The sequence below is a fragment of the Pseudomonas brassicacearum genome, assembly GCF_918698105.1.
Taxonomy (GTDB): Bacteria; Pseudomonadota; Gammaproteobacteria; order Pseudomonadales; family Pseudomonadaceae; genus Aquipseudomonas; species Aquipseudomonas brassicacearum_F.
This window is the reverse complement of record NZ_CAKKMI010000058.1, coordinates 15814-42398: the sequence shown is the minus strand read 5'-3', so window position 1 is coordinate 42398 and position 26585 is coordinate 15814. Positions and strand designations below refer to the sequence as shown.

At 63.1% G+C, this 26585-nt stretch carries 23 protein-coding genes; 14 read left to right on the top strand and 9 right to left on the bottom strand.

All coding sequences use genetic code 11. The features are described 5' to 3' along the window. Positions 1 to 91 precede the first annotated feature (91 nt). The 4 genes from LQ215_RS20970 to LQ215_RS20955 are packed head-to-tail and all read right to left on the bottom strand — an operon-like array spanning position 92 to position 3806. On the bottom strand, positions 92 to 883 hold the full coding sequence (locus LQ215_RS20970) for an ABC transporter permease (RefSeq protein ID WP_230152407.1): 792 nt from the start codon (positions 881 to 883) through the stop codon (positions 92 to 94). Continuing rightward, positions 880 to 1611, bottom strand: a complete 732-nt coding sequence (locus LQ215_RS20965; RefSeq protein WP_230152406.1) for an ABC transporter ATP-binding protein — start codon at positions 1609 to 1611, stop codon at positions 880 to 882. Before LQ215_RS20965 ends, LQ215_RS20970 begins: the two co-directional genes overlap by 4 nt. Continuing rightward, positions 1608 to 2612 (bottom strand): YVTN family beta-propeller repeat protein, encoded by a 1005-nt coding sequence (locus LQ215_RS20960; protein WP_230152405.1) that lies wholly within the window; start codon positions 2610 to 2612, stop codon positions 1608 to 1610. Before LQ215_RS20960 ends, LQ215_RS20965 begins: the two co-directional genes overlap by 4 nt. Positions 2613 to 2639: 27 nt before the next feature. Then, positions 2640 to 3806 carry an ABC transporter substrate-binding protein gene (locus tag LQ215_RS20955; RefSeq protein ID WP_230152404.1) on the bottom strand — a complete coding sequence of 389 codons (1167 nt, stop codon included), beginning with the start codon at positions 3804 to 3806 and terminating at the stop codon, positions 2640 to 2642. Positions 3807 to 4189: 383 nt separating this feature from the next. Between LQ215_RS20955 and LQ215_RS20950 the strand changes: the two genes are divergently transcribed. Together LQ215_RS20950 and LQ215_RS20945 are read left to right on the top strand one after the other, a co-directional pair. After that, on the top strand, positions 4190 to 5443 hold the full coding sequence (locus LQ215_RS20950) for a HAMP domain-containing sensor histidine kinase (protein ID WP_230152403.1): 1254 nt from the start codon (positions 4190 to 4192) through the stop codon (positions 5441 to 5443). Beyond that, positions 5443 to 6081 (top strand): response regulator, encoded by a 639-nt coding sequence (locus tag LQ215_RS20945; RefSeq protein ID WP_230152402.1) that lies wholly within the window; start codon positions 5443 to 5445, stop codon positions 6079 to 6081. Before LQ215_RS20950 ends, LQ215_RS20945 begins: the two co-directional genes overlap by 1 nt. 182 nt (positions 6082 to 6263) lie before the next feature. Here the strand turns inward: LQ215_RS20945 and LQ215_RS20940 are convergent, their stop codons facing one another. Both LQ215_RS20940 and exaA read right to left on the bottom strand, forming a co-directional pair. Beyond that, positions 6264 to 6908 (bottom strand): pentapeptide repeat-containing protein, encoded by a 645-nt coding sequence (locus LQ215_RS20940; RefSeq protein ID WP_230152401.1) that lies wholly within the window; start codon positions 6906 to 6908, stop codon positions 6264 to 6266. Between the two features lie 131 nt (positions 6909 to 7039). Beyond that, positions 7040 to 8896 (bottom strand): quinoprotein ethanol dehydrogenase, encoded by a 1857-nt coding sequence (gene exaA, locus LQ215_RS20935; RefSeq protein WP_230152400.1) that lies wholly within the window; start codon positions 8894 to 8896, stop codon positions 7040 to 7042. 254 nt (positions 8897 to 9150) lie between these two features. Here exaA and pedF point away from each other — a divergent pair, with 254 nt between their 5' ends. The 11 genes from pedF to LQ215_RS29535 all read left to right on the top strand — a co-directional run bounded on the left by pedF (position 9151) and on the right by LQ215_RS29535 (position 21566). Next, entirely contained in the window at positions 9151 to 9612 is a 462-nt protein-coding gene (gene pedF / locus LQ215_RS20930) for a cytochrome c-550 PedF (protein WP_230152399.1), read from the top strand. 5 nt (positions 9613 to 9617) lie between these two features. After that, positions 9618 to 10493, top strand: coding sequence for a substrate-binding periplasmic protein (locus LQ215_RS20925; RefSeq protein WP_230152398.1), 876 nt, complete (start codon positions 9618 to 9620; stop codon positions 10491 to 10493). Positions 10494 to 10502: 9 nt separating this feature from the next. Continuing rightward, positions 10503 to 11258, top strand: a complete 756-nt coding sequence (locus tag LQ215_RS20920) for a quinoprotein dehydrogenase-associated SoxYZ-like carrier (protein WP_230152397.1) — start codon at positions 10503 to 10505, stop codon at positions 11256 to 11258. A gap of 18 nt (positions 11259 to 11276) precedes the next feature. Then, positions 11277 to 12215 (top strand): quinoprotein relay system zinc metallohydrolase 1, encoded by a 939-nt coding sequence (locus tag LQ215_RS20915; RefSeq protein ID WP_230152396.1) that lies wholly within the window; start codon positions 11277 to 11279, stop codon positions 12213 to 12215. Positions 12216 to 12425: 210 nt separating this feature from the next. After that, a complete protein-coding gene (locus LQ215_RS20910; RefSeq protein ID WP_230152395.1) occupies positions 12426 to 14201 on the top strand; it encodes a PQQ-dependent methanol/ethanol family dehydrogenase in 1776 nt (591 codons plus the stop codon). A 269-nt stretch (positions 14202 to 14470) separates the two neighbouring features. After that, the gene (gene exaC / locus LQ215_RS20905) at positions 14471 to 15991 is read left to right on the top strand and encodes an acetaldehyde dehydrogenase ExaC (protein ID WP_230152394.1); all 1521 of its coding nucleotides are present in this window, start codon (positions 14471 to 14473) and stop codon (positions 15989 to 15991) included. 269 nt (positions 15992 to 16260) lie between these two features. Continuing rightward, positions 16261 to 16332, top strand: a complete 72-nt coding sequence (pqqA, locus tag LQ215_RS20900; protein ID WP_003243383.1) for a pyrroloquinoline quinone precursor peptide PqqA — start codon at positions 16261 to 16263, stop codon at positions 16330 to 16332. Between the two features lie 132 nt (positions 16333 to 16464). Then, entirely contained in the window at positions 16465 to 17622 is a 1158-nt protein-coding gene (gene ercA, locus LQ215_RS20895; protein WP_230152408.1) for an alcohol dehydrogenase-like regulatory protein ErcA, read from the top strand. After that, positions 17606 to 18976, top strand: coding sequence for a hybrid sensor histidine kinase/response regulator (locus tag LQ215_RS20890; protein ID WP_230152393.1), 1371 nt, complete (start codon positions 17606 to 17608; stop codon positions 18974 to 18976). The genes ercA and LQ215_RS20890 overlap by 17 nt, the downstream gene beginning before the upstream one ends. Before the next feature lie 474 nt (positions 18977 to 19450). Next, the gene (gene mqo / locus LQ215_RS20885; protein ID WP_230152392.1) at positions 19451 to 21094 is read left to right on the top strand and encodes a malate dehydrogenase (quinone); all 1644 of its coding nucleotides are present in this window, start codon (positions 19451 to 19453) and stop codon (positions 21092 to 21094) included. Between the two features lie 337 nt (positions 21095 to 21431). Continuing rightward, a complete protein-coding gene (locus tag LQ215_RS29535; RefSeq protein ID WP_041475858.1) occupies positions 21432 to 21566 on the top strand; it encodes a hypothetical protein in 135 nt (44 codons plus the stop codon). 923 nt (positions 21567 to 22489) lie between these two features. Here the strand turns inward: LQ215_RS29535 and LQ215_RS20880 are convergent. From LQ215_RS20880 to LQ215_RS20870, 3 genes are read right to left on the bottom strand one after another with little or no spacing between them, the layout of a single operon-like run. Next, a complete protein-coding gene (locus tag LQ215_RS20880) occupies positions 22490 to 23797 on the bottom strand; it encodes a CitMHS family transporter (protein ID WP_230152391.1) in 1308 nt (435 codons plus the stop codon). 52 nt (positions 23798 to 23849) lie between these two features. Further along, positions 23850 to 24173, bottom strand: a complete 324-nt coding sequence (locus LQ215_RS20875; protein WP_230152390.1) for an AtuA-related protein — start codon at positions 24171 to 24173, stop codon at positions 23850 to 23852. Continuing rightward, positions 24173 to 25522, bottom strand: a complete 1350-nt coding sequence (locus LQ215_RS20870; RefSeq protein WP_230152389.1) for an acyclic terpene utilization AtuA family protein — start codon at positions 25520 to 25522, stop codon at positions 24173 to 24175. The genes LQ215_RS20875 and LQ215_RS20870 overlap by 1 nt, the downstream gene beginning before the upstream one ends. A gap of 101 nt (positions 25523 to 25623) precedes the next feature. Here LQ215_RS20870 and LQ215_RS20865 point away from each other — a divergent pair, with 101 nt between their 5' ends. Beyond that, complete coding sequence (locus LQ215_RS20865) at positions 25624 to 26520, top strand: LysR family transcriptional regulator (protein ID WP_230152388.1); 897 nt, start codon at positions 25624 to 25626, stop codon at positions 26518 to 26520. Positions 26521 to 26585 lie beyond the last annotated feature (65 nt).

The window sequence follows — 26585 nt, the reverse complement described above, 5'->3', positions numbered from 1 at the left end:
ACTCAGCAATGATGTTGACTGATACACCGCTATCGCGAGCAAGCTCGCTCCCACAGGTCTCTACCCACAGGAATATTGGCATGGGGCAGGATCAATTGGCCTTGCGCAACGCCGCATGCTGCGGATTGAACGTCCACACCGCCAACAGCGCGAACACCAGGGTCAAGCCCACGCACACCGCCATCGCCAGCAGGTTGAATTGCTCGTACAGCGCAAAACGCACCAGCTCCACGCCGTGGGTGAACGGGCTGACCGAGCAGAGCCAGTACAGCCAAGGGCTGGCTTCCTGCATTTTCCACAACGGGTACAGCGCCGAAGACAGGAAGAACATCGGGAAGATCACGAAATTCATCACCCCGGCGAAGTTCTCCAGTTGTCGGATGGCATTGGACAGCAGCAAGCCCAAGGCGCTGAGCATCAGGGCCACCAGCAACAGGGCCGGCAGGGCCAGCAGCAGGCCCATGGCCGGTGGCTGGATGCCGTACAGCCAGGCGATAGCGAGGAAGGCGTAGACCTGCAACAGTGAGATCAGCGACGTCGCCAACAACTTGCTCGCCAGCAGGAACGCCCGGGGCAGGGGACTGGTGAGCAACACGCGCATGCTGCCCATTTCCCGGTCGTAGACCATCGACAGCGAGCCCTGCATGCCGTTGAACAACAGGATCATGCAGGCCAGCCCGGGCACGATGTACACCTCATAGGGGATGTAGGTGTCGTAAGGGGCGATAATGGCGATGCCCAGTGCCGCGCGAAAACCGGCGGCGAACACCAGCAGCCACAGCAGGGGCCGGACCAGGGCGCTGAGCAAGCGTGTGCGTTGCAGCACGAAGCGCAGCCATTCGCGCGTCACGATGCCGCTGAAACATTGCCAGTAAGCATTCATGGCCGGACTCCCGAGGCGGTCAAGCGGGTGAAGGCCGAGCCGAGGGTGCCGCCGTGTTCCAGGCTCACCGCGTCGGCCTGTCCGCTGGCGACCAGGCGGCCCTGGTGCACGATCAACAGGTCGTCGCTGGGCTGCACTTCGTCGAGCAAGTGAGTGGTCCAGAGCACGCTGATGCCTTGCTCGCTGCACAGTTGTCGGATGTGCAGGCCCAAGGCGAGGCGGCTGGCCGGGTCGAGGCCGACGCTGGGTTCGTCGAGCAGCAACAGGCGCGGTTCGTGGAGCAGGGCGCGGGCGATTTCCACCCGGCGCCGATGGCCACCGTTGAGGTCGCGTACCCGCTCGTGGCGGCGCTCCGTCAGGTGCTGGCGGCTCAGTTCAGCGTCGATGCGGGCGCTGCCCTGGCGCCGCGAAAACCCGTGCAACGCCAGGTGATAACGCAGGTTCTGTTCAATGCTCAGGTCCAGGTCCAGGGTGCTTTGCTGGAACACCACACCCAACTGGCGCAAGGCCGGTCGCGGTGATTTTTGCAGGGAATGACCGCCAATGCGGATCTCGCCACGTTGCAGGTCGTACAAACGCGTGAGCAGGGCGATCAGCGTCGACTTGCCGGCACCGTTGGGCCCCAGCAGCGCGGCGAAACGCCCGGCGGGCAGGCTGAAATTCATCTGCTTGAGGGCTTCGCGCGCGCCATAAGCAAAGCTCAAGTCGCTGACCTCCAGGGCGTTCATGGCGTGACCACCACGCCCCAAGGGTAGCGCCCGACTTTCACCGACTTCAGGACCTTGCGGCTCTCTACATCGATCACCGAGACATCGCCGCTGACGCCGTTGGTCGCCAGCAGTTGCTTCTGGTCCGGGGTGAACGCCAGTTGCCAGACCCGTCGGCCCACTAGCAGGTAATCCAGCACTTCGAAGGTCGTGGCGTCGATCACCGCCACATGGTTGGCCGGGCCCAGGGCGACGAACGCCAGCTTGCCGTCGGCGCTGAGCTTGATACCCACCGGCTGCACTTTGTCCGGGTGCACGCCCTTGATCTGGAACGTCAGGGTCTTGAGGATCTTGCGCGTCGCCACGTCGAGTACGGTCAACGTGCCGCCGATCTCCGCCGAGGCCCAGAGCTGTGTGCCGTCGCGATTGAACTCGACGAAACGTGGCCGCTGGTCCACCAGGGTGTTGTCGGCCAGGGTCTGGGTGCTGGTATCGATCCAGTGCAGCATGTTCGTGGTTTCACTGGTGTTGACCGCCCACTTGCCGTCGGGGCTGACGGCCATGCCTTCGGGCTCGACACCGACGCCGATCTGGCCGAGCACTTCGGAGGTCTGGGTGTCGATCACCGTGACCAGGGCGTCGTCTTCGTTGGAGACATACAGCCAGCGGTCGTTGGGGTGCAGGGCGAATTGCTCCGGGTCCTTGCCGGAGGGCAGTTCCTTGATGATCTTGCGGGTGGCGACGTCCATCACCTGGACCCGGTCCGAGTCGCTGGCGCAGATGTACAGCAGGCGATTGTCATGGGACAGCAGCAGGCCTCGGGGGCGCTGGCCCACCGGCAGGGTGTCGATGACTTCCAGGCGCTGCATGTCGATCAGGCTCAGGCTGTTGTCTTTCTCGTTGGAAACCCAGGCGATGCTGGCGGCGGCGGGGCCGGCGGCAAGCAACGCCGCGCCCAGGGCGAGGGCTTTGCATAGCCGGGTCGGGCAGAGCCGGGCCGGGTAAATCAGGGAGCGGCGCATGGCGGTTGTCCTTATTGTTGTTATCGATCAGGGGTAACGGCAGCTCACTTCGGGCTGGTCATAGCCCAGGCTGTCCATTTCATTGGAAGGATGGAGAAAACCGTCCTGGGGCGAGGTGCTCACCAACGCCCGTGGTTGGACCAGTGGAATCGGTTGGCGCAGCTGGCCGTTCCAGGGCCGGTAGCTGAGTTTGCGGCCCTTGAAACCGTCCAGGGGCAGCTGGTTGCTGAGGGCCAGGTGGCGGATGGCGAGCGGGTCGTCCTGGCGCAGTTTGCTCACGGCGGCGGCGATGCTGCGCACGGCGATCCAGGCGGCGAAATCGCGGTCGTTCATCCAGCGCCCGGCCAGGGCTTCGAAGCGTTTTTGCAGCTGTGCCGCGCCGTAGGTTTCCACGGTCTTGTGCCAGCCGGTGGGGGTCAGTCCTTGGGTGCCGGCTACCGGGCGCGGGTACCAGGTCTGGTAGGGCAGGTATTCACCGAAGTCGCCGCGCTCGTCGGCCACCAGCACCACGTCGTACTCGGCGGTCTGGGTGAACAGCGGCATGTCGGCCTGGGCGCTGCGGCGCTGGTCGTTGTCGAACTGCCAGGCCTTCTCGGCGACGATCTTCATGCCGAAGCGTTTCATGGCCCGCCGCAATGCGGCGGCATAGGCCTGGTCCTCGGGCGTCTGGCCGACGATCAGCAAGGCCCGCTGCCATTTGCGCACGACGCTGAACTGCACCAGGGCGTCGGCGAGCATGGCGCGGTCGGGCAGGCTGTGCAGCACGTTGCCCAGGCAGTCGGTGGTGCGCAGGCTGTCGTCGGGGCTACCGGCGTTGAACAGCAGGCTGTCGGGCAGGGCGGCGCTGAGTTGGCGCAGGCTGGCGGCCGGGGCGTTGACCACGAACAGCCGCAGGCCCTGGTCGTGTTGGGCCCGGGCGGCCTCGAGCAGCGCTTCGGGGGTGTCGACGCTGGCGCTTTCCAGGCGGTAGTCGTGCTGGAGAAAACGCCCGGTGCTGTTGCTGTCGACGATCGCCAGTTCAGCGCCACGCAACCCGGCATCGGCCGGTTCGGCAATGACGTTGGACAGCAGCGGGCCCGGATCGGGACGATAACCCAGGTAGCCGATGCGCACTTGCAGCGGCGTGACATCGCCCGCGTGAGCGGTTGCCGCTGCCAGCAGAGAAACCAGGGCGTAACTGACGAGCCGGCGCATGACATCCTCCATTGCAGGTAGCGCCAGCATAGGAAGCCCAGGGTCTTGGGGAAATATGCAGAAAGTACCGCCGGTGCAGTACCAAGGTAGTAACTCGGCTTGGAGGCCGGGGTTTTAGCATGCAAGGCATCGTCATTGACCAGGAGGGGACAGACCATGCGGATTCTCAAAGCGTTGCTGCTGCCGGTTCTGCTGATCCTGAGTTTGATCGGGGTTGATCGTCCCAAAACCTGGAAACCTCCAAGCCCCTCTGTGGGAGCGAGCTTGCTCGCGATAGCGGTGGTTCAGTCAACTTCAGTACCGGATGTGCCGCCGTCATCGCGAGCAAGCTCGCTCCCACAGGGGGTGGGTGTCGATGTCAATTCAAGGTTGGAGCGCTAACCATGTCCGCCCTCTGGCGCATCAACCTCTGGGTTTGCACTTTCTTCGCCCTGGTCACCCTGGCCTGTGCAGTCCTGTTGTTGCACCAGGCCACGGCCGATGTGAAACGCGAGCTGCAATCGGCCGAGTCGGTGGTGCATTACCTGCGCGAAACCGCCGAGCGCGATCCGGCCAGTCTCCAGCCGCGGCTGACCGGCAGCCTGCGGCATGTGCGGGTCCGTTGGCTGGCCCCTGGGGAACTGTTCCCGGCGGATGAAGACGGGATGAAGGCCTGGCTCGGCCGCCGGTTACTCGATGACGGCCCAGCGGCCCAAGTGGTGGATTTGCCGGACGGTCGGCGGGCCTGGATTGCCGTCGATCCGCGCGATGAAATCGACGAGATTCTCGATTCCTTGGTGCAACTGTTGTACGTCTGCGCCCTGGCGCTGTCGCTCAGCCTGTTGGTGATTCGCTGGGGGGTACACCGGGGCATGCGTTTGCTCGATGAGTTGCTGCATGCATTGCGTCAGGTGTCTGCCGGGAACCTGCAGGTGCGCCTGGGCACGGAAGGTGTCCCGGAGGCGCAGCAGCTGGCGGGGCATTTCAATCGCATGACCGCCGCCCTGGCCGAGGCCCAGGCTGATAACGCCCGGCTTACCCAGGCCTTACTGGCCGTGCAGGAACAGGAGCGCACCCGGTTGGCCCAGACCCTGCACGACGACCTGGGCCAATACGTGGCCGGCATTCGTGCCCGCGCCTGCCTGCTGCGGCTGGTGATGGATCAACCGTCGGCGCTGGAGCAGACCGTCGACCAGCTCGAAGAGCATTGCGAGCATTTGCAGTTCGGTTTCCGGGCACTGGTGCATGACTTGTACCCGGTGGTGTTGCAGCACCTGCCGTTGTGCGAGGCCATCAGGCTGTTGGCCGGGCAATGGCAGGCCAACCAGGGCATCGCCTGTCGGCTGCGAATCGACGAAGCGCTGCCGCCTATGTCCGGGGCGGACAAGACCCACCTGTATCGTTTGTTGCAGGAAGCGTTGACCAACGTGGCCCGGCATGCCGGTGCCACGCAGGTGCGGATTCGCCTGCAACACCGCGCCGGGCGCCTGCGCTTGCTGGTGCGCGACAACGGTTGCGGAGCGCCGCAACCATCGCGCGCCGGTGTTGGCTTGCACTCGATGTCCGAGCGGGCGCGCAGCCTGGGCGGTGAGCTGCGCATCATCAGCCAGCCTGGCGCCGGTTGGGCGCTGGCCTTGAATATTGCCCTGGAGGCGTGATGAACATTTTGTTGGTGGACGACCATGCGGTGGTTCGGCAGGGCTATGCCAGCCTGTTGCGGGTGTTGATGCCGGACTTGCAAGTGCGCGAAGCGGCCACCGGTGAGGAGGCGTTGAGCCTGGTGCAGGAGCAGGTACCGCATCTGGTGATCATGGACTTCGGCCTGCCCGGTATCAGTGGCTTGGAAACCACCCGCCGGCTGCGCCAGCGCTTGCCGCAACTGCGAGTGTTGTTCTTCAGCATGCACGATGAGTTGCCCTTGGTACGCCAGGCATTGGACGCCGGCGCGGCGGGCTACCTGACCAAGAATTCGGCACCCCAGGTGCTGGTGGAGGCGGTACGCCGGGTGCTGGCCGGGCAGGTCTACATCGAGCAATCCCTGGCTACGCAACTGGCCTGCGCCAGTTCGCGCCAGGATGCCGACCCGCGCCTGCAATCCATGACCCAACGGGAGTTGGAGATTTTCGTCATGCTCGCCAAGGGCACCCCCGTGCGCACCATTGCCGAACAGTTGTGCATCAGCGCCAAGACCGTGTCCAACCACCTGACGCTGCTCAAGAGCAAGTTGCAGGTCAGCTCCCATGCCGAGCTGGTGCATCTGGGGATCGATATGGGGGTGGTGCGGGTGGCGGGGTGAAGTTCTGATTTGCAATGCCGACCACTTGTGGCGAGGGAGCTTGCTCCCGCTGGGGTGCGGAGCAGCCCCTAAAACCCGGCACCTCGGTATGTCAGGTGCATTGAGTTGACCCTATTGGGGCCGCTTCGCAGCCCAGCGGGAGCAAGCTCCCTCGCCACAAGGGCTTGTGTGATTCGGGGTCTTCACTGATCCCACGACATCGGGCAGCCGGTACAGCCCTGCATGTTCGCATCCTGGAAATTCCCGTAATGCTGGCGAGAACCGCTCAGGTTGGCCTGTTCCAGGTTGCTTTCGCCGAGCTTGGCTTCCTGCAGGTTGGCGTCGCGCAGGTCGGCGCCCTTGAGGTCGGCCTTGCTCAGCCAGGCCATTTCCAGGTCCGCGGCCTGCAAGTTCGCCTCGTGCAAGTGGGCGCCGGACAGGCGGGCGAATTGCAGGTAGGCCGCCGTCAGGTCGGCGCCCTGGAACTGCGCGCCCTGGGCGAACAGGCCCCAACCCTGGATCGCCTTGAGTGTGGCGCCGCTGAAGTCCGCCAGGCGCAGGTTGCTTTGTTGCAGGCTGGCGCGGGTCAGGTTGGCGCCCTGTAGCTGGGCTTTCTCAAGGTTGGCCAGGTCCAGCCGCGCGTGCCGCAGGTCGGCATCGCGCAGGTTGGCACCGCTGAGGTTCATCTTGCGCAGGTCCTGGTTCGCCAGTTTTGCACCGCGCAGGTCGGCGCCGGGGCATTGGCTGGATTCGGCGATGAGGCAGCCGTTGATCGTCAGAGGGGTGTCAGGGTCGTCGGCATGGGCAACGGCGCCGATGAACAGAAGCAGCAATGGCAATAGTTTCATGGAATGAACTCGAGCAATTGTGGGAGCGAGCTTGCTCGCGATGGCGGTGGTTCAGCCGGCATTCATGTTGACGGATACTGCGCTATCGCGAGCAAGCTCGCTCCCACAGGGGATGGGGTAGAGGTCAGGGGTTATTTCTGCGCCGTCGCCTTATCCCAGCTCGGAATCTTGAACACCCAGAACGACCCACCCTGGGCCACCGGCTTGGTCAGTTCGGCCATGTCGCCGCCCCACAACGGCACGGCGCCGCCGTAGCCGACGGTCACGCCGATGTACTGCTCGCCGTCCTGCTCCCACGTGATGGGTGGGGAGACGATGCCGCTGCCGGTCTGGAATTTCCACAGCTCCTTGCCGGTCTTGGCGTCGAAGGCCTTGAAGAAACCGTCGCCGGTGCCGGTGAACACCAGGTTGCCCTTGGTCGCCAGCACGCCGGCCCACAGCGGCAGCGGTTCCTTGTGCTCCCAGACCACCTTGCCGGTGGTGGGGTTCATCGCCCGCAGGCTGCCGACGTGATCGTCGTACATGCGCTTGATGCGAAAGCCCATGCCCAGATAGGCCGAGCCCTTCTTGTAGTTGACTTCCTCGGTCCAGTATTCCTCTTTCCACTGGTTGCCGGGGACGTAGAACAGGCCGGTGTCCTGGCTGTAGGCCATGGGGTTCCAGTTCTTGCCACCGAGGAAGGGCGGCGAGACTTCCACCGGCTTGCCCTTGGTTTCACCCGGCAATGGCTTGGCCGGACGCTGGCCGGGGTTTTCCACCGGGCGACCGGTCTTGAGGTCGATGTGGCTGGCCCAGGTGATGTTGTCGACGAAAGGAAAGGCGTTCTGCAGCTTGCCGTTGTTGCGGTCCACCACATAGAAGAACCCGTTGCGGTCGGCGTGGGCGGTGGCCTTGACCACCTTGCCGTCCTTGTCCTTGTAGTCGAACAGCACCAGCTCGTTGTTGCCGGAAAAGTCCCAGGCGTCGTTGGGCGTGTGTTGGTAGAACCACTTCACTTCGCCAGTGCTCGGGTCGACCCCGACCTGGCCGGAAGTGTAGAGGCTGTCGTAATCGTGAGGGTTGCCGTCCTTGGCCGTGCGCGCCCAGGTGTTCCACGGGCCGGGGTTGCCCGCGCCGACGATGATGGTGTTGGTCTCGGCGTCGAAACTGGCGCTCTGCCAAGGTGCGCCGCCGCCGTGGCTCCAGGCTTCGACCTTGCCGGTTTCAGTGGTCTTGTCGTCGGGCCAGGAGGGCGCCTTGACGTCGCCGGTCGGCGTGCTGTCCTTGCCGTTGAGACGACCCATGTGGCCTTCGACGAACGGACGCATCCACACTTCTTCGCCGGTGTCCGGGTCGCGGGCGAACAGCTGCCCGACCACACCGAACTCGTCGCCGGAACTGCCATGGATCAGCAGGACCTTGCCACTGCTCTTGTCCTTGATCAGCACCGGGGCGCCGGTCATGGTGTAGCCGCCGGCATGGTCGCCGAACTTCTTGTTCCACACCACTTTGCCGGTGTTTTTATCCAGGGCGACGAGTCGCGCGTCCAGGGTGCCGAAGTAGATCTTGTCGCCGTAGATGGCCGCGCCGCGGTTGACCACGTCGCAGCACGGGCGAATGTTGTCCGGCAGTCGGTGGTTGTAGGTCCACAGGCGCTTGCCGGTCTTGGCGTCGAGGGCGAATACCCGCGAGTACGAGCCGGTGACGTACACCACGCCGTCGCTGACGATGGCCTGTGATTCCTGGCCGCGCTGCTTCTCGTCACCGAATGAGTAGGACCAGGCCGGGGTCAGCTTGAACACGTTCTTGTCGTTGACCTGGGCCAGCGGGCTCCAGCGCTGGGCGTTGGTGCCCATGCCGTATTGCAGCACGTCCTGGGTGGTCAGGTGGTCGTTGGCGATGTCTTCCCAGCTGACGGCAGCGCGCGCCGAGGGACTCGACGACAGACTGCCGGCCAGCAGCAAGGCAATGGTCAGGGAGGAAAGGGCGGGTAGCGTTTTTATTCTCATGGTGGCAGTTCCCAGTGAAAGGTTTTGGCCTGACTAGGGTGAGTCGCGCCACGACGTTGCCGATACGGAAAAAGTCCCGCCCTTGCCGGGAAGACTTCCCGAGGCGCCTGTCTTTACGACCTGCGTCGGATGGCCTGCTACCAAGGAACTAGACCCCGGCCACCAAAGCAGCATTCGGCTGGGGCAAGGGGGTTCCTAAGATGACGGCACGGCTTCTTCACAGAGGTCTTGCGTGCAATCCAGAGGGCATAACAATGACAACAAAACGCAACGCCATCATCGCTACCGCATTACTGATGGGGCTGACCGGCGCAGGCTCCGCATGGGCCCATGGCAACGTAGTGCCCCAGGCAGTGGAAACCAAGGGTCTGACCCCGATCAAGGACACCGGTGTCGCACTGGACGGTGACGGCTGGGCCACGGTGAACCCTTATCGCGGCTCACCTGAACACGACCGGGCACTGGAAATCGGCTCATCGGCCTACAACCAGAACTGCGCGGCCTGCCATGGCCTGGAAGCCAAGTCGGGCGGCATCGCCCCGGACCTGCGCATGCTCGACGCCGCCGACGCCGGTGATGAGTGGTTTGTCGAGCGCGTACGTCACGGTGCGGTGCGCGACGGCCGGGTCTACATGCCGAAAATGGCCGACTACCTGAGCCAGGAAGCCTTGTGGGCGGTGCGCACCTATCTCGACAGCGTGCACGTCGAGGAGTGATCGCCATGCGCCTGTTCGCGTGGGTAATGTGCAGCCTGCTCCTGTGTGGCCAGGCGGCGCAGGCGCAGGTGCGCAGCTACGACCAGATGATCGCCGCCGGGGAGTTGAAGGTGGCGGTCTACAAGGATTTTGCTCCTTACAGTTTCGAAGATCACGGCCAACCCAGGGGTGTAGACGTGGAACTGGCCCAGGCATTGGCCCAGGCCATGGGCGTGCGGCTGAAACTGATGTGGGCACCGCCCGGCGAGAAGCTCGATGACGACCTGCGCGACTACATCTGGCGCAGCAGCCCGTTGCACGAGCGGCAATTGGCCGACTTGATGATGCGCGTGCCTTACGATCACGACTATGCGCAAAGGCGCAACGACATCGGCGAACTGGCGAACGCCCAGGTGGTGATGTTCGGCCCTTATCAGCAGGAATGCTGGCAGGTGGCATTTGACCGTCGCCGACTGGATTCGGTGGGCAGTGTCGCGGTGTTCCAGCAGCACCCCATTGGCGTTGAAGTCGACAGCGTGCCGTCGTTCTACCTGACGTCGGTGTTCAACGGCATGCTCAGCGGCAAGACCCACCACTACCCCGGCGTCAGCCAGGCCTTCAAGGCCATGCAGGCCGGGGAGGTGGACGCCGTCATGGCCATGCGCGGTGAGGTCGATTGGCAGGTACACGAGGCGGCCGATCCGCAACTGGCGCTGGCGGAGAATGCCTACCCGAACATGGGCAAACAACGTTGGGAAATCGGCATGGCCGTGCATGAAAGCAACCGTCAGCTGGCCTATGCGGTGGAAGAGGCGCTGGAAGGCTTGATCCGCGACGGCAGCGTCAAAGCGGTGTATGCCCGCTATGGCCTGCGCTACGAAGTACCCGAAATGTACCAATAGGAGCGCAGGATGAACTGGCGAGCGTATGGCCTGCTGTTGTGGTGCCTGCCGTGGCTGGCGATGGCGGTCGAGCCAGGGAAGGACCCGGTGCCGTCGGTGATGTGGGCCTTTTATCACAAGCAATTGCTGGGGGATGCGCCGTTCGTGTTCGACGACCGGGTGCGCCTGTTGGCGCCGCCCTTTGCCGAAGACGCACGCCAGGTGCCACTGGAAATCGATGCCCGGGCCTTCACCGGCGACGTCGTGCGGGTGTTGGCCTGGGCCGAACTGAACCCGTTGCCGAAAATCGTCGACTTTCAGCCAGGGGAGCGGGTGCTGCCCTGGCTGTCGATCCGCATTCGCATCGAGCAAGCCACGCCGTTGCGCGCCGCCGTGCAGACCCGCGATGGCCTGTGGCACGTCGGCTCGACCCTGGTCGATGCGGCCGGTGGCGGCTGCACCGCGCCCAGTGTGGTGCGCACCCAGCCAGGTTGGGAGGAACACTTGGGCGAGGTGCTGGGCGCTCGCTATCCCCGGGGTGATTCGAGCCGCCTGCGCCTGCAGGTGGCTCATCCGATGGATAACGGCCTGGTGAGCGGCATCCCGGAATTTTTCCTCAACCAGGCGCAACTGCTGGACGCCGACGGCCAGGTGCTGGCGCGCCTGGAGCTGTTCCCGGCGGTCAGCGAAAACCCCAACCTGGGCTTCGACATCCGAGGCCCGGGCCAGACCCGCCTGGTGCTGCGCGACAACAGTGGCAACGAGTTCGAGGCGGCCATTCCCTGACCACAAAAGGAGCGCATCATGCGCTGGCTGTTACTGATCTGTCTTGGCCTCTGCCTGCCGGCATGGTCCGCCACCGATTATTCACTCAAGCCCCGGCAGATCGCCGAAGGCACCTGGCTGCTGGAAGGCAGCACCGAGAATTTTGCCAAGGCCAACGGCGGCAACATCGTCAACACCGCGTTCATCGTCACCGATGCCGGCGTGGTGGTGATCGACACCGGGCCGTCGAAGCGCTACGGCGAGGCGCTGCGCCAGGCCATTGCCGCGACCACCGATAAACCGGTGATCCAGGTCCTGCTGACCCATCATCACCCCGACCACGTATTGGGCAACCAGGCCTTCAGCGACGTGCCCATTGGCGCCTTGGCGGGCACCACCGACTTGCTGCGGCAACAGGGCGATGCACTGGCGGAAAACATGTACCGGTTGGTGGGCGACTGGATGCGCGGCACCGAGGTGGTGTTGCCGACCCAGGTGCTGAGCCCCGGTACGCTGCAGGTGGGCGATCACTCGCTGCGCCTGCTGCAACTGGCCGGGCACACCGGGGCCGACCTGGCGATTCTGGACGAAACCACCGGCGTGCTGTTTGCCGGCGACCTGGTGTTTTACGAACGCGCCCTGACCACCCCCAACAGCCCGGGGCTGGAGGTCTGGCTCAGGGACCTGGACACCTTGCAGGCCTTGCCCTGGAAGCAGATCGTGCCCGGCCACGGCCCGGTCGCGAGCGACGCCCGGCCCTTTGCGCAGATGCGCGACTACCTGGGCTGGCTCGACCAACTGATGCGCGACGGCGCGGCCCGGGGCGACGACATGGCCGAGATGATCCGCAGCCCCATCCCCGAACGCTTTGCCGGGATCAGCCTGAGTCGTTATGAGTTGATTCGTAGCGTCAGTCATCTCTATCCGCGCTATGAGCGGGCGGGGATGAAACGGGTGGATGCCCACGCCGCTGACTGAGCACACATCTCTGTGGCGAGGGAGCAAGCTCCCTCGCCACAGGGGGTGGTGTCACCAGCAACGAAGCTGGATGCGACGACTCCTCATGTGTACCAAGGAACTAGAAAACTCAACACAGCGGGCAATTGTTGGCAGCGGCCCCGAGGCCAAGAATCTGTGGCAGACCGGGAAAAATTCCCGGGTATAACAATAACCGCAGAGGTAGCCGTCATGAGTCATCCCGCACGTCGCCAACCCTTCGCCGTGAGCCTGCTGCTCAGTGCCATGCTGCTGTCCGGTTCGGCCCTTGCAGCCGTGACCGATCAGGAAATTCTCCAGGATCCGAAAAACCCGCAACAGATCGTGACCAACGGCCTGGGTGTCCAGGGCCAGCGCTACAGCCCGCTCGATACCCTCAATGTCGATAACGTCAAGGACCTGCGACCGGTCTGGGCGTTCTCCTTCGGCGGCGAAAAGCAACGCGGCCAGCAAGCCCAGCCGATGATCAAGGACGGGGTGATGTACCTCACCGGTTCCTATTCGCGGGTATTCGCAGTGGATGCGCGCACCGGCAAGAAGCTGTGGCAATACGATGCGCGCCTGCCCGATGACATCCGTCCTTGCTGCGACGTGATCAACCGCGGCGTGGCCTTGTATGGCGACCTGGTATTTTTCGGCACCCTCGATGCCAAGCTGGTAGCCCTGAACAAGGACACCGGCAAAGTGGTGTGGAGCAAGAAGGTGGCCGACCACAAGGAAGGTTATTCCATCAGCGCCGCGCCCATGGTGGTGAATGGCAAGCTCATCACTGGCGTGGCCGGGGGCGAGTTCGGCGTGGTGGGCCAGATCAGCGCCTACGACCCGAAGAACGGCGAACTGCTGTGGACCCGTCCGACCGTGGAAGGCCACATGGGCTACGTCTACAAGGACGGCAAGGCGGTCGAGAACGGCATCTCCGGCGGCGAAGCGGGCAAGACCTGGCCGGGCGATCTCTGGAAAACCGGCGGCGCCGCACCTTGGCTGGGCGGCTACTACGACCCGGAAACCAACCTGCTGCTGTTCGGCACCGGCAACCCGGCCCCGTGGAACTCCCACCTGCGCCCTGGCGACAATCTCTATTCGTCGTCGCGCCTGGCACTGAACCCGGACGACGGCACCATCAAGTGGCACTTCCAGAGCACGCCACACGACGGCTGGGACTATGACGGCGTCAATGAACTGATCTCGTTCAACTACAAGGAAGGCGGCAAGGACATCAAGGCGGCGGCGACCGCGGACCGTAACGGCTTCTTCTACGTGCTCGACCGCACCAACGGCAAGTTCATCCGCGGCTTCCCGTTTGTCGACAAGATCACCTGGGCCACTGGCCTGGACAAGGACGGACGGCCGATCTACAACGAGGCCAGCCGTCCGGGCGCGCCGGGCAGCGAAGCCAAGGGCAGTTCGGTGTTCGTTGCACCAGCCTTCCTCGGCGCGAAAAACTGGATGCCGATGGCCTACAACCAGGACACCGGGTTGTTCTACGTGCCGTCGAACGAGTGGGGCATGGACATCTGGAACGAAGGCATCGCCTACAAGAAAGGCGCGGCGTTCCTCGGAGCCGGTTTCACCATCAAGCCGCTGAACGAGGATTACATCGGCGTGCTGCGGGCCATCGACCCCAAGACTGGCAAGGAAGTCTGGCGCCACAAGAACTACGCGCCGCTGTGGGGCGGCGTCCTGACCACCAAGGGCAACCTGGTGTTTACCGGCACGCCTGAAGGGTTCCTGCAGGCGTTCAACGCCAAGACCGGGGAAAAGGTCTGGGAATTCCAGACCGGCTCCGGCGTGCTCGGCTCGCCCATCACCTGGGAAATGGACGGCGAGCAATACGTCTCCGTGGTCTCCGGCTGGGGCGGCGCGGTGCCGCTGTGGGGCGGCGAGGTGGCCAAGCGCGTGAAGGACTTCAACCAGGGCGGCATGCTCTGGACCTTCAAGTTGCCGAAGGACTTGGTGGTCAAGCGCTGAGCCAAACTCTGGCAAATGCAGAACCTGTGGGAGCGAGCTTGCTCGCGATAGCGGTCGATCAGTCACCCTCCATGCTGGATGTGCCGACCTCATCGCGAGCAAGCTCGCTCCCACAAAAAAAGCCCGGGTCAACCTCAGATCGCGGCAAAACCTACGACCAAATAACGAGAGCCCCCCTGCCAACGACGCATTCGTCCGGCACGCGGGGCTCTCTACCATCGGCCTATCGCCTGTCCTGTGACAGGCATCGACCAGGCAGAGGCCCCATCATGATCTATGCACAACCCGGAACCCCAGGCGCCGTCGTTTCCTTCAAACCGCGCTATGGCAATTTCATCGGCGGCGAATTCGTCGCGCCGGTCAACGGCGAATACTTCACCAACACGTCCCCGGTCAATGGCGAAGTCATTGCCGAGTTCCCGCGTTCCAACGCCGCCGACATCGACAAGGCACTGGACGCCGCCCACGCCGCGGCCGATGCCTGGGGCAAGACCTCGGTACAGGACCGTTCCCTGGTGCTGTTGAAAATCGCCGACCGTATCGAGCAGAACCTGGAAATCCTCGCTGTCAGCGAAACCTGGGACAACGGCAAGGCCGTACGCGAAACCCTCAACGCCGACGTGCCGCTGGCGGCCGACCATTTCCGTTATTTCGCTGGCTGCATCCGCGCCCAAGAGGGTGGGGCGGCCGAGATCAACGAACTGACCACGGCCTATCATTTCCACGAACCGCTGGGCGTGGTCGGGCAGATTATCCCGTGGAACTTCCCGTTGCTGATGGCCGCCTGGAAACTCGCCCCGGCCCTGGCTGCCGGTAACTGCGTCGTGCTCAAGCCAGCCGAACAGACGCCGCTGTCGATCATGGTCTTCATCGAGCTGGTCGCCGACCTGCTACCGCCCGGCGTGCTGAATATCGTTCATGGCTTCGGTCGCGAAGCCGGTGAAGCCCTGGCCACCAGCAAGCGCATCGCCAAGATCGCCTTCACCGGTTCTACCCCGGTGGGCTCGCACATCATGAAATGCGCCGCCGAGAACATCATCCCGTCCACCGTGGAACTGGGCGGCAAGTCGCCGAACATCTTCTTCGAAGACATCATGCAGGCCGAGCCGGCCTTCATCGAGAAAGCCGCCGAAGGCCTGGTGCTGGCGTTCTTCAACCAGGGCGAAGTCTGCACCTGCCCATCCCGCGCCCTGGTGCAGGAGTCGATCTACGTGCCGTTCATGGCCGAGGTGATGAAAAAGATCGCCAAGATCAAGCGCGGCAACCCGCTGGACACCGAGACCATGGTCGGCGCCCAAGCGTCCGAGCAGCAGTTCGACAAGATCCTGTCGTACCTTGAAATTGCCCAGCAAGAGGGCGCCGAGCTGCTCACCGGCGGTGCGGCCGAGCGCCTCGAGGGGGATTTGTCGAGCGGTTATTACATCCAGCCGACCCTGCTCAAGGGCCACAACAAAATGCGCGTGTTCCAGGAAGAGATCTTCGGCCCGGTAGTGGGTGTGACCACTTTCAAGGACGAAGCCGAAGCCCTGGCGATCGCCAACGACACCGAGTTCGGCCTCGGCGCCGGCCTGTGGACCCGCGACATCAACCGCGCCTACCGCATGGGCCGGGCGATCAAGGCCGGTCGCGTGTGGACCAACTGCTACCACCTGTACCCGGCCCACGCCGCGTTCGGTGGCTACAAGAAGTCCGGCGTGGGTCGTGAAACCCATAAGATGATGCTCGACCACTACCAGCAGACCAAGAACCTGCTGGTGAGCTACGACATCAATCCGTTGGGGTTCTTCTAACCCGATAGCGCAGCACGACACCCTGTGGGAGCGAGCTGTGGGAGCAAGGCTTGCCCGCGATACAGGCGACTCGGTCAGCCGGTCAGGCCGAGGGCGATTCATCGCGAGCAAGCTTTGCTCCCACAGCAGGCCCCACATTTGAATATGTATGCCCCTGAATTGATACCAACGCACCCCACCCACCGCTTCGAAAGTAGCATTCGAGCCCCAGGCGTGGCGTGCATTAATGACCTTGCCGGAATCGCCCGGTACAAGAAGAGGAAAGACCCATGTGGACTAAACCCGCGTACACCGACCTGCGTATTGGCTTTGAAGTGACGATGTACTTCGCCAACCGATGAGTACCGGCCCGGCCTGACGCGTTCAGGCCGGGCTACCCAATCGTCTGATTGCAATCACGGTGGGATGCTTTAGGCTCAAGGTATCCCAAGACAATAACAACAGGCTTACCGATGAGCCACGTACCTGAAAAGATGAGCCTCAGCCCGCTGCGCAAGTTCGTTTCCCCTGAAATCATGTTCGGTGCCGGTTGTCGGCACAATGTCGGCAATTACGCCAAGACCTTCGGTGCACGCAAAGTGCTGATCGTCACCGACCCCGGGGTCATCGCCGCCGGTTGGGTGGCTGACGTCGAAGCCAGTCTCCAGGCCCAAGGCATCGACTACTGCGTCTACAGCGCGGTCTCGCCCAATCCGCGGGTCGAAGAAGTGATGCTCGGTGCCGACCTTTACCGGGAAAACCATTGCGATGTCATCGTCGCGGTGGGCGGTGGCAGCCCCATGGATTGCGGCAAAGGCATCGGCATTGTCGTGGCCCACGGCCGCAGCATCCTCGAGTTCGAAGGCGTCGATACCCTGCACGTACCCAGCCCGCCGCTGATCCTGATTCCCACCACGGCGGGGACGTCGGCGGACGTGTCGCAATTCGTGATCATTTCCAACCAGCAAGAGCGGATGAAGTTTTCCATTGTCAGCAAGGCGGCGGTGCCGGACGTATCGTTGATCGATCCGGAAACCACCCTGAGCATGGACCCGTTCCTGTCCGCCTGTACCGGCATCGACGCCCTGGTGCATGCCATCGAGGCGTTCGTGTCCACCGGCCATGGCCCGTTGACCGACCCCCATGCGCTGGAAGCGATGCGCCTGATCAACGGCAACCTGGTGCAAATGATCGCCAACCCGGCGGACATCGCCCTGCGGGAAAAAATCATGCTGGGCAGCATGCAGGCCGGGCTGGCGTTTTCCAACGCAATCCTCGGCGCGGTGCATGCGATGTCCCACAGCCTGGGCGGTTTCCTCGATCTGCCCCATGGCTTGTGCAACGCGGTACTGGTGGAACACGTGGTGGCGTTCAACTACAACTCGGCACCGGACCGTTTCAAGGTGATTGCCGAGACGCTGGGCATCGACTGCCGCGGGCTCAACCACCGGCAGATCCGCACCCGGCTGGTGGAGCACCTGATTGCTCTCAAGCGTACCATCGGTTTCCACGAGACCCTGGGCCTGCATGGCGTGAGCACTTCGGACATTCCGTTCCTGTCGCAGCATGCGATGGACGACCCGTGCATCCTTACCAACCCTCGGGAGTCGAGCCAGCGGGATGTCGAGGTCGTCTATGGCGAAGCCCTCTGACGAGCAGCAAAAAGCCCTGGCCGGGCTGCTGGGGCTGGGCAATCACTCGACGCGCAAGAGCCACTACCCGGAACTGGCGGCGCGCCTCGACGAGTTGGAACAGGCCCGGCAGCACCTGCAACAGCTCAATGATCGACTGGAGCAGCGAGTGGCCGAGCGCACCGACGCGTTGCTGGAGGCCAACCACAACCTGCAGCAGCAGATTGCCCAGCGCGAGCTGGTCGAACAGCAATTGCGCGATGCCCGGGACGTCGCCCAGGCCGCCAACCGCAGCAAGGACAAATACCTGGCCGCTGCCAGCCATGACCTGTTGCAGCCACTCAACGCGGCCCGCCTGCTGATCGCCACGTTGCGTGAACGCCAGTTGCCTACCGCCGAGCATGTGCTGGTCGAACGCACTCACCAGGCACTCGAAGGCGCCGAAGACCTGCTCACCGACCTGCTGGACATTTCCCGGCTGGACCAGGCCGCCGTCAAGCCCGACCTGGCGCCGTATCGGCTGGACGAGTTGTTGGGGCCGCTGGTTTCAGAGTTTCAATCGGTGGCCGGTGCCGCGGGGTTGGAGCTGCGGGTACGGTTTGGCGACGAAGCCGTGCTGACCGACCTGCGATTGATCAGCCGGATCCTGCGCAACCTGCTGAGCAATGCCTGCCGCTACACCGCTCAGGGCGGCATTCTCCTGGCGGCCCGGCGTCGGGGAGGGCGCTTGAGCATTGAAGTCTGGGACACGGGGCGTGGCATTGCGGCCGATTGCCTGGAGTCGATTTTCCTCGAGTTCAACCAGCTCGACGTCGGTCGGGCGGCGGATCGCAAAGGCGTGGGCCTGGGGTTGGCGATTGTCGAACGCATCGCCCACATCCTCGGTTACCGGGTCCAGGTGCGTTCTCGGCCAGGACGCGGCTCGGTGTTCAGTATCGAGGTGCCGCTGTCCGCCGAAAAACCCCTGCCCGTGTCGCAGGTTCCGGCACAGGCGGTCGCCGGCAACCCGCTGCCGGGGCGGCGTTTGTTGGTGATCGACAATGAATTGAGCATTTTGCAAAGCATGGCGGCGTTGTTGGGGCAGTGGGGCTGCGAAGTCTTGACCGCTACCGACGAAGCGGGCGCCCTTGATGTGCTGCAAGGCCGTGCGCCGGAGCTGATCCTGGCGGATTTACACTTGGATCACGGGGTTGTGGGGTGTGAGGTGGTCAAGCATCTGCGCGAGCATTTCCACCAAGCGATCCCGGCGGTGATCATCACCGCCGACCGCAGCGACCAGTGCCGCCGCGCCTTGCGCAAGCTGGATGCACCGCTGCTCAACAAGCCGGTCAAGCCTGGCAAGTTGCGGGCGGTGTTGAGCCAGATGCTTGGTTAGCGCTATTCCCGGAAAAATCGCATCAACCCTGAACCCCTGTGGGAGCGAGCTTGCTCGCGAGGGGGCCGGTACAGCCAGCATCATCGCAAACTGACCCACCGCCATCGCGAGCAAGCTCGCTCCCACAGGGCCATTAAAATGCCGTCATTTGGTCGGCGTTTTTGCCAGGAATGTAAAAAGACGCTTCGGTCTGTTTATTTCCTTATGTAAACTCCCCCCGCTGCGACAATCGGGCACGGCCATGTCTGGCCCGATGAACACCGTTTGCAGCGTCCCTCACCCCAGCTGAAGCCAAGACCTACAAGAAGTCAGCGCCGGAGAGACATAAACGAGAGGCCGACGTATTGCTCGGCCCTGTAGGTCCATCCTCCGGTCCTTCTTGATACCCGTCCTGCTGGCGTTGCCGGCCATGGACGTGGTTTATCCTTGATCAGGACAGGTGGACGGAATGGCGTTCATCCTAGGGATACACACATGTTGAAGAAAACACATACGGCGCTACTGGGCCTGGCGATGGCGATGGGTCTTGCGACCACGCACGCCGCCGAGCCAAAAAAAGTGGATGTCTTGCTCATTGGTGGGGGCATCATGAGCTCGACACTCGGCGTCTGGCTCAATGAGCTGGAGCCGGGCTGGACCATGGAAATGGTCGAGCGCCTGGACGGTGTTGCCGAAGAGAGCTCCAACGGCTGGAACAATGCCGGTACCGGTCACTCTGCACTGGCCGAGCTGAACTACACACCGGAAGACAAGAACGGCAAGGTCGATATCGCCAAGGCCATCGAAATCAACGAAGCCTTCCAGATCTCCCGTCAGTTCTGGTCCTGGCAGGTCAAGAACGGCGTGTTGAAGAACCCGCGTTCGTTCATCAACTCCACGCCGCACATGAGCTTTTTGTGGGGCGACGAGAACATCGCGTTCCTGAAGAAGCGCTACGAAGCCCTGCAGGCCAGCCCGTTGTTCGCCGGCATGCAGTATTCCGAAGATCGCGAGCAGATCAGCAAGTGGGTACCGCTGATGATGCAAGGGCGTGACCCGAGCCAGAAAGTCGCGGCCACCTGGAGTCCCCTGGGCACCGACGTGAACTTCGGCGAAATCACACGCCAGTTCGCGGCTTATCTGCAAGCCAAGCCGAACTTCTCCCTCAAGCTGTCCAGCGAAGTGGAAGACATCACCCGCAACGAAGACGGCACCTGGCGCGTTTCGTACAAAAACCTGAAAGACGGTACCGAAACCGAGACCGACGCCAAGTTCGTGTTCATCGGCGCCGGCGGTGGTGCCTTGCACTTGCTGCAGAAGTCCGACATCCCGGAAGCGCGTGAATACGCAGGTTTCCCGGTGGGTGGTTCGTTCCTGGTCACCGAAAACCCGACTGTCGCCCAGCTGCACCTGGCCAAGGCCTACGGCAAGGCTTCGGTGGGCGCACCGCCAATGTCGGTTCCGCACCTGGACACCCGCGTGCTCGATGGCAAGCGCGTGATCCTGTTTGGCCCATTCGCAACCTTCTCCACCAAGTTCCTGAAGAACGGTTCGTACTTCGACCTGCTGACCAGCACCACCACGCACAACGTGTGGCCGATGACCAAGGTCGGTATCGAACAGTACCCACTGGTCGAGTACCTGGCCGGTCAACTGATGCTGTCGGATGAAGATCGCTTCAACGCCCTGAAAGAGTACTTCCCGGAGGCCAAGCAGGAAGACTGGCGCCTGTGGCAGGCCGGCCAGCGCGTGCAGATCATCAAGCGTGACGAAGAGAAGGGCGGCGTGTTGAAACTCGGCACCGAAGTGGTCGCGTCCCAGGACGGCAGCATCGCCGGCCTGCTGGGTGCCTCGCCAGGCGCCTCGACTGCTGCACCGATCATGCTGACCGTGCTGGAGAAGGTCTTCAAGGACAAGGTCGCGAGCCCGGCCTGGCAGGATAAACTGCACCAGATCGTGCCGAGCTATGGCACCAAGCTCAACGAAAGCCCTGAGCGTGTCGCGCAAGAATGGGCTTACACCAGCGAGGTCCTGCAACTGGACCCGCCACCGGTGATCGGCAAGCCAGGCGCCACCGCAGCACCGGCCAAGCCGGGCGCTGCGCCTGAGGCCAACCCAGCGGCTGACATGGCGCTGTAAACTGGACGCTGTCTGGTGAGGTGCAAGAACGCTGCGCGTTGAGCGTAATGCTGTTCACTTAAGGAAACGGCGCTTTTTCCGAGGGAGGGGAAGGCGCCGTTTTTTTTGGTGTTGGTGTTGGTGTTGGTGTTGGTGTTGGTGTTGGTGTTGGATTGGATTGGGTACATATCCTTTGCTGCGGTCACGGCCACTTAGGGTTCCGCTCTTACAGCGGGTCACTTTTGGAAGAGCGCCAAAAGTAACCAAAAGCGCTTTGCCCCACCACTCGGCACCTCGCTTAGGCTCGGTGTGCCCTCACTCCGGCATTGCTCCGTGGGCCCGCCGCGAAGGGCCATCCATGGCCCAGCGCGGCTACCTCGGCATCCATGCCGAGGTGCCCACTGCGCAATGCCTGCGTTCGGCCATCGTGGTTAATGGGGCGCCCCAGATCAAGATCAAGATCAAGATCAAGATCAAAAGCGAGGCGGCCTAACAGCCGGCCTGGTTCTCCCAGCCGTACACCCGTCAGACCTGTGGGAGCAAAGCTTGCTCGGGAGGCGGCCTTACAACCGACCTGTCTCTCGCGGCAGTACTTCAATCCAACTTGGGAGCGGGCTTGCTCGCGAAGGCGGCCTAACAGCCGGCCTGGTTCTCCCAGCCGTACACCCGTCAGACCTGTGGGAGCAAAGCTTGCTCGCGAGGCGGCCTTACAACCGACCTGTCTCTCGCGGCAGTACTTCAATCCAACTTGGGAGCGGGCTTGTTCGCGAAGGCGGCCTGACAGCCGACCTGTCTCTGGCGGCAGTACTTCAATCCAACTGTGGGAGCGAGCCTGCTCGCGAAGGCGGCCCGACAGCCGACCTGTCTCTGGCGGCAGTACTTCAATCCAACTGTGGGAGCGAGCTTGCTCGCGAAGGCGAAGGCACAGTCGTTGAAGATGTTGAATGTTCCGACCTCTTCGCGAGCAAGCCCGCTCCCACAGGGAGAACGCGGTCCCACCCAGAACCAGGTCGGCTACCAGGCCGCCTCGCGGTGGATGTTGATCTGGGGCGCCCCGTTAACCACGCTGGCCGAACGCAGGCATTGCGCAGTGGGCATCCCGGCATGGATGCCGGGATAGCCGCGCTGGGCCATGGATGGCCCTTCGCGGCGGGCCCACGGAGCAATGCCGGAGAGAGGGCATGCCGAGCCTAAGCGAGGCACCAAGTGGTGGGGCATGAGCGCTTTGGTTACTTTTGACTGGGCCGGCTTCCGGGCTTTTCGAAAGTGACCCGCCGTAAGGGCGGAACCCTAAGCCGCCATGACCGCAACAACGGATATACACACCGACCCCAAGGACAATCGCCTCCAAACGCTTGAGGCAGCAATACCTGGTCCTCATCAAACGCATCCATCAGCACCGCATTCAACGCTCGCTCACACCTGTACCGCTCCCGTCATCACGGAAAAGGCGAGCATCACCAGGCTGACGCCCCAGGCCCAGAAGAACGTATAGGAGATGTGCTTGCGCAGCTCTACGCCGGACAACGCCAGCGCCAGGTACACACTGGGCACCACCGGGCTGATGGAGAACCCGGTGTTCTCACCGATCAACATGGCCCGAGCCACGGCCTCAAGGGGGACACCCGCGGCCGCAGCCACGTCCCTGATCACCGGTAGTAGGGCGAAATAGTAGGCGTCCGGTGAGAAGATCATCCCCAGGGGGACGCCGAAGAAGCCGACAATCACATGCAGATATTGGGCAGAACCAGCTGGCATGATATCGATCAGTGCCAAGGCCATGCCGTCGGACATCTTCGCCCCGGAAAGCACGCCCAGCAGGACGGCGGCGGCCATCATCACCAGGACCATTTGCAGCGCATCGGCCGCATGGGCCTTGAGGCGTTCGGCCTGGGCGTCCAGGGACGGGAAGTTCAAGGGCAGGGCGATGCCCAGTCCCACCATGAAACAGGCATACAAGGGAAAAATGCCGGTGAACAGGCACACCAGGATCCCACCGGTCAGCGCCACGTTCAGCCAGTAGCGCAGCTCCCGGGGCGAGAGCGCGAATTCACGGTCTTGGGGTTGCAGGCCGTCCATGTCACACGTTGCAGCCGCCCCCAGCGACACCGGTTGGCGACGCTGGGCGCGCAAGCCCAATACGGTCGCGACAATGAGCATGCACGCCAGGCCCACCATCTGCACCGGCAGCAAGCCTAGCCACAGTTGGGTGGCATCCAGTCCCGACACCGCGGCGGCGCGTGCGGTCGTGCCGCCCCAAGGGACCATGTTGATCACGCCGGCCGTGGTGCCGACCAGGCACAACAGCATCGCCGGGCTCATGTTCAGGCGTTTATACAAGGGCAGCAGCGCTGGGATGGTCAGTAGGAACGTGGCGGCACCGACACCGTCGAGATGAACCGCCGACGTCACCAGAACCGTCACCAGTGCCACGGCCAACGGCTTGCCGCCCGTGCTGCGGATCAGCAGGTTGACCAAGGGATCGAACAAGCCCCGGTCACGCATGATGCCGAAAAACAGGATGGCAAACAGAAACAGGGCGGCGGTCGGGGCCACCGTGATCAGGCCGGCCTTGATGAATTCGCCGATCTGCCCAGGATTGAAGCCGGCCAGCAGGCAAACGATAACGGGAAGGGTGGTGAACGCCACCACCGGGCTGATCCTGCGCAGCAATATCAATCCGATGATGGCGAGCATCATCAGGAAACCCAGGGTTGTAATCATGTTGCAGTCTCTCTTTTTTATTGTTGTCGAAGGTTCGCGGACGGTGAGTCGATCAGCCTTGCGGGCCGGGCAGGCGCAAGGCCAGAAGCAGGTAACTCAGGCTCTTGCCGTGACGATCAAGACCGCAGCTGCGGTTCACGCCGCCCTCCAGGGCGTCCTCGAGCACGAAGTTCAGCGCATTCAGGTTCGGCAGTTCATAGCGATGCACCTTGGAGGGCTGTCGCGTCGCGAATTGCTCGGCCACGCGGGCGCAGGTCAATTCCCGTAGCAGCCACCGATAGTGGGCCGGATCGTGGGGGAACAGGGCGATGCTGAGAATATTGCCTTTGTCGCCTGCACGGGCATGGGCATAGTCAGCGAGGGTGACCAGGTTCATCAGTACCACTCCAGGGTTGTATGGATTTCATTTCGCGGCAGCAGGAAACTGCGGGTGGTAACGGTTTCGGCGAGGTGTCGCCGGACGCCACCGCCGCCGGCCGGCCCATTGGTGTAGAGCGACTCGACCTCTGCCAGCAGCGCCTCCACCAGTCGTCGGTCGGTGTGAGTCAGGCCGATCCGCACACGCACATCCTCCAGGGCGGGCGCCTGGGCCAGTTGTTGTTGCAGATAACGACCGCCCTGGTCGTTGAAAAGGCTGGCGATCCCCGACAGATCGATCCAGGGCTGTATCCCTGGTGCCAACTGGTCAAAACGTTGCAGCAGGATCTCCCGCGCCAGCGCGGCTCGTGCCACGGCGCCGGGGCCTGCGTAGGATATTTCCGCCTCGCCGAACCAGAGGCCGCGCACACCCGCCAAGCCCTTGAGCGTGTCGGGACGCCGATGACCCAGCAGGCCACTGATTTCAACACGGTCATTGCCCAAGTCCTGTACACGGGCTTGGCCCAGGTCCAGCACCACGTCCGGCGTCAGATAGCGGCGAGGGTCGTGTACTTCGTAGAGGAGTTGTTCCTTGACGGTCTGTGCGCTGACCCGTCCGCCGCAGTGGCGGGTTTTGCCAATGATCAGGCGGCCATCCTGATGGATTTCCGCGATGGGACAGCCAAGATTGGCCAGGTCCGGAATGTCTTTCATCCCAGGATGCGCGAAATAGCCGCCGGTGACCTGGGTGCAGCATTCCAGCAGATGGCCGGCCGTGGTGGCGATGGCCATTTTCTGCCAATCGTCAGCCGGCCAACCCAACCCATGGCGGACCGCCCCCACGGCCAACGACGGATCCGCGACCCGGCCACACAGCACGATGCCAGCGCCCTCGGCCAATGCCTGGGCGATACCGTCGGCTCCGGTATAGACGTTCACCGAGACGGGGTGCTCCAAGGCAGCCGAGGACAGCCATCGTTCGTAGCGGGGCGGTGTTTCTTCCAGCAGGTCATCACCCAGCACACAGGCTATTTTCAGTGCAGGGAAACGACCCGCCAGCGTCTGGCGCAGCCGTTGCGCGGCGGCCCTGGGGTTGGCGGCGCCGCCGTTGGTGATGATCGGGATGCCGGCCTCGATGCACAGGTCCAGCATGGGCTCGAGGAAATCGAACAGACGCGCGGAGTAGCCTGCTTGTGGATCCAGGCGCTTGCGTAGCTGCGCCTCGGCCAGGGTCCGTTCAGCCAGCAGTTCCAGCATGATGTAGCGCTGGCCGTCGCGTTGTGCCAGGTCCTGGGCCAGGCGCAGGGCGGCGTCGGGTCGATCATTGGCGAAACCGGCGCCGCAGCCGACAAGGATTGATTCTGTCATGTCCGTTTCCACTGTGGGGATAGCCCATAGTGGCTGGCGAGGATTGTTCTGTGAATTTTAAAGGTAGAATAAATTGATTCATTAATTTTATAAGTGCGGCCATGAACGTTTCTTTCAGACAGCTTCGTGCCTTTATCCTTATCGCCGAGACCTCGAGCTTTACCCGCACGGCAGAACAGTTGCACCTGTCCCAGCCGGCGCTGAGCTATAGCATCCGCAAACTGGAAGAGAGCATGGGGTTGCAGTTGCTCGCGCGTAACACCCGCAGCGTCGAGCTGACCCCGGCCGGTGAGCATTTTCTGCCCCAGGCCCGGCGTATGCTCCGGGACATGAACGACGCTGTGCGCGATGCGCGCGACACCCTGAACCTGAGCCGTGGCACGCTCCGGCTGGCCGCCTTGCCCACCGCTGCGGCATCATTCCTGCCGATCGCCATTGCTTCTTTCCAGCATGAAAACCCTGGTGTGACGGTGAGCTTGCTGGACGGCCGCGCCGGGGAAATCATGGGCTGGGTGCAGCGCGCAGAGGTGGACGCCGGCATCAGTTCGTTGCCTGACGATCTGTCTGGACTGAGCTTTGTGCGCCTGTTGGATGACAATCTGGTGTTGCTGAGCCACAAGGACCCGCAGCGTGACAGCCAGGACGACTGGAAGCGGCAACCCTACATTGCCCTCACCCCCGACACCAGCATCCGGCCCCTGGCTGACGCTGCGTTGCGCTATTTGAACGTCGATCCTGTGCCGGCCTGGGAAGTGGCGCACATGAGCACGGCCACAGCCCTGGTGCGCGAGGGATTGGGATTCTCCCTGTTGCCCGCCAGCTGCACGGCGGTATTCAACATCGGTGAGCAGTGTGCTGTCACCGCCATCGACCAGCCGGCGAAGCGCTCGATCGGCCTGTTGCAACGCAAGCCGGTGGCCCAGTCACCTTCGTTGAGCCAGTTCATGCGGCATGTACGGCAGGTGCTGCGCCAGGACGATGTCAGCCACGGGCACTGAGGCTGGTCGAGCAATGGCTATCGCGAGCAGGCTCGCTCCCACAAGGTAGCGCGTTGGACACACTA

Excerpts from the sequence above, each read along its gene's own strand:
- LQ215_RS29535 (WP_041475858.1), top strand. The coding sequence starts at position 21,432 with ATGGCCCAGCGCGGCTACCTCGGCATCCATGCCGAGGTGCCCACTGCG.
- LQ215_RS20915 (WP_230152396.1), top strand. The coding sequence starts at position 11,277 with ATGCGCTGGCTGTTACTGATCTGTCTTGGCCTCTGCCTGCCGGCATGG.
- LQ215_RS20965 (WP_230152406.1), bottom strand. The coding sequence starts at position 1,611 with ATGAACGCCCTGGAGGTCAGCGACTTGAGCTTTGCTTATGGCGCGCGC.
- mqo (WP_230152392.1), top strand. The coding sequence starts at position 19,451 with ATGTTGAAGAAAACACATACGGCGCTACTGGGCCTGGCGATGGCGATG.
- LQ215_RS20880 (WP_230152391.1), bottom strand. The coding sequence starts at position 23,797 with ATGATTACAACCCTGGGTTTCCTGATGATGCTCGCCATCATCGGATTG.
- exaA (WP_230152400.1), bottom strand. The coding sequence starts at position 8,896 with ATGAGAATAAAAACGCTACCCGCCCTTTCCTCCCTGACCATTGCCTTG.
- LQ215_RS20890 (WP_230152393.1), top strand. The coding sequence starts at position 17,606 with ATGGCGAAGCCCTCTGACGAGCAGCAAAAAGCCCTGGCCGGGCTGCTG.
- ercA (WP_230152408.1), top strand. The coding sequence starts at position 16,465 with ATGAGCCTCAGCCCGCTGCGCAAGTTCGTTTCCCCTGAAATCATGTTC.
- LQ215_RS20910 (WP_230152395.1), top strand. The coding sequence starts at position 12,426 with ATGAGTCATCCCGCACGTCGCCAACCCTTCGCCGTGAGCCTGCTGCTC.
- LQ215_RS20925 (WP_230152398.1), top strand. The coding sequence starts at position 9,618 with ATGCGCCTGTTCGCGTGGGTAATGTGCAGCCTGCTCCTGTGTGGCCAG.
- pedF (WP_230152399.1), top strand. The coding sequence starts at position 9,151 with ATGACAACAAAACGCAACGCCATCATCGCTACCGCATTACTGATGGGG.
- LQ215_RS20945 (WP_230152402.1), top strand. The coding sequence starts at position 5,443 with ATGAACATTTTGTTGGTGGACGACCATGCGGTGGTTCGGCAGGGCTAT.
- LQ215_RS20955 (WP_230152404.1), bottom strand. The coding sequence starts at position 3,806 with ATGCGCCGGCTCGTCAGTTACGCCCTGGTTTCTCTGCTGGCAGCGGCA.
- LQ215_RS20950 (WP_230152403.1), top strand. The coding sequence starts at position 4,190 with ATGTCCGCCCTCTGGCGCATCAACCTCTGGGTTTGCACTTTCTTCGCC.
- exaC (WP_230152394.1), top strand. The coding sequence starts at position 14,471 with ATGATCTATGCACAACCCGGAACCCCAGGCGCCGTCGTTTCCTTCAAA.
- LQ215_RS20870 (WP_230152389.1), bottom strand. The coding sequence starts at position 25,522 with ATGACAGAATCAATCCTTGTCGGCTGCGGCGCCGGTTTCGCCAATGAT.
- LQ215_RS20940 (WP_230152401.1), bottom strand. The coding sequence starts at position 6,908 with ATGAAACTATTGCCATTGCTGCTTCTGTTCATCGGCGCCGTTGCCCAT.
- LQ215_RS20865 (WP_230152388.1), top strand. The coding sequence starts at position 25,624 with ATGAACGTTTCTTTCAGACAGCTTCGTGCCTTTATCCTTATCGCCGAG.
- LQ215_RS20920 (WP_230152397.1), top strand. The coding sequence starts at position 10,503 with ATGAACTGGCGAGCGTATGGCCTGCTGTTGTGGTGCCTGCCGTGGCTG.
- LQ215_RS20970 (WP_230152407.1), bottom strand. The coding sequence starts at position 883 with ATGAATGCTTACTGGCAATGTTTCAGCGGCATCGTGACGCGCGAATGG.
- LQ215_RS20960 (WP_230152405.1), bottom strand. The coding sequence starts at position 2,612 with ATGCGCCGCTCCCTGATTTACCCGGCCCGGCTCTGCCCGACCCGGCTA.
- LQ215_RS20875 (WP_230152390.1), bottom strand. The coding sequence starts at position 24,173 with ATGAACCTGGTCACCCTCGCTGACTATGCCCATGCCCGTGCAGGCGAC.